Source organism: Rhodococcus sp. ARC_M6 (assembly GCF_022810305.1).
Taxonomy (GTDB): domain Bacteria; phylum Actinomycetota; class Actinomycetes; order Mycobacteriales; family Mycobacteriaceae; genus Rhodococcus_F.
The window spans coordinates 1-1,561 of the sequence record NZ_JALGQH010000069.1 but is presented as its reverse complement, the minus strand read 5'-3'; the positions used below and the strand labels follow the sequence as shown (position 1 = coordinate 1,561).

Annotated in this window: 2 protein-coding genes; both read left to right on the top strand. The window is 60.0% G+C overall.

Going from position 1 to position 1,561, the window contains the following annotated elements; all coding sequences use genetic code 11:
* Nucleotides 1–97 precede the first annotated feature (97 nt).
* Nucleotides 98–1,192 (top strand): ABC transporter permease, encoded by a 1,095-nt coding sequence (locus tag MTX36_RS29380; RefSeq protein WP_243623185.1) that lies wholly within the window; start codon nt 98–100, stop codon nt 1,190–1,192.
* A partial coding sequence (locus MTX36_RS29375) for an ATP-binding cassette domain-containing protein (protein ID WP_243623184.1) occupies nt 1,189–1,561 on the top strand: 373 nt, incomplete at its 3' end. The genes MTX36_RS29380 and MTX36_RS29375, both read left to right, overlap by 4 nt.

Below are 1,561 nucleotides of genomic sequence, written 5' to 3'. Positions count from 1 at the left end.
TTGGGTGCGGTGGTCGTGATCGCCGTCATCTACGTGCTCGTCAATAGTTTCGTCGATGTTCTGTACACCTATCTTGACCCGAGGAGTCGTCGTGTCCATGTCTGAAGTGACGCCCGACGGAGCGGCCCCGTCGCCTGCCCCGTCCGAGGTGATGACATATCGGCAGCAGACAGTTCTGCTTGCTCCCGGCCCGATCGAGACGCTGGAAAAGCCGAAGAATCTGGTACTGATCGGCACGATCCTGACCGTCATCGGTCTCGCGCTTCTCGGCACCGCCCTGTTCGGCTCCGGCATCATGATGATGGTTCGCATCGTCATCGGCCTCGTCGCACTGGTATTCCTGTTCAAGGGACTGGGCAAGATCGGTCTCGCCAAATGGGGCAGTCAATTCGACCTCTCGTACTGGCTGGCCGTCATCTGGCTCGTGGCTCTCGTTATTGCCGCGATCATCGCGCCGCTTCTACCGCTCGGTGAGTACAAGGACACGGTCAAGACTTTGGCCGAACCCGGATTCGCGCCCCCGAGCCTGCTCTCGGAACACCCACTCGGTACCAACAACTTCGGGCTTGACCTTCTGGCCCGCGCGTTGTTCGGCGCTCGTGCATCGTTGACTGTGGCCATCTGCGCAGTGCTGATCGGCGTCATCATCGGTGGCACCATCGGCGTCATGGCCGGATACTTCCGCGGCAAGGTCGACGCCGTCGTCGGAATCCTGACCAACTCGCTGCTGGCAATTCCGTCGCTGGTCCTGCTGATCGCGCTCGCTGCAGTGCTCACCTCGAACCTACGCAACATCACGCTGGCACTGTCGATCCTCTGCATTCCCAGCATGGTTCGAATAGCGCGAGCCAACACCATCGTGGTGGCTCAACGTGAGTTCGTACTCGCAGCCCGCGCTATGGGCGCTACCAAGTGGCGTGTCATCTGGCGCGAACTTGTCCCCAACGTTCTCGTTCCTGTTGCGGCACTCGGCCTGGTTGCCGTGTCCGGCCTGATCGTCGCAGAAGCGTCGCTCAGCTTCCTCGGACTCGGTATCGCACAGCCTGATCCGACGTGGGGCAACATGATCGCAGAAGGACAGGGCGGCATCGTGGAGAAGCACCCCTTCATCGTTCTCGTGCCCGGTGTCTTCCTCTTCCTGACCGTGTTTTCGTTCAACCTCATCGGTGAGAAGTATCGGAGCAAACTGTGACCACTTCAGTGAAGACCGGCGTGCCCTTGCTGCAGGCCGACAACATCCGAACCGTATTCGCTACTCCCCGTGGGCAGTTGCGAGCCGTCGACGGTGTCTCGATCCACGTCAACGAAGGTGAAACTCTCGGCATCGTCGGTGAGTCGGGTTCCGGTAAGTCGGTTCTCGGTCGCACCATCATGGGTCTGCTCCAGAAGGGTCCGGCGCTCGATATCAGTGGCACCGTGACCTTTGCGGGTCGTGACATGTCGACGATGAAAAAGTCTGAGATGAAGCACTTCTGGGGCCCCGAGATCGCCATGGTCTTCCAGGATCCGATGACCTCGCTCAACCCGTTCAAGCGAATCGGTACGCACATCACCGAATCCT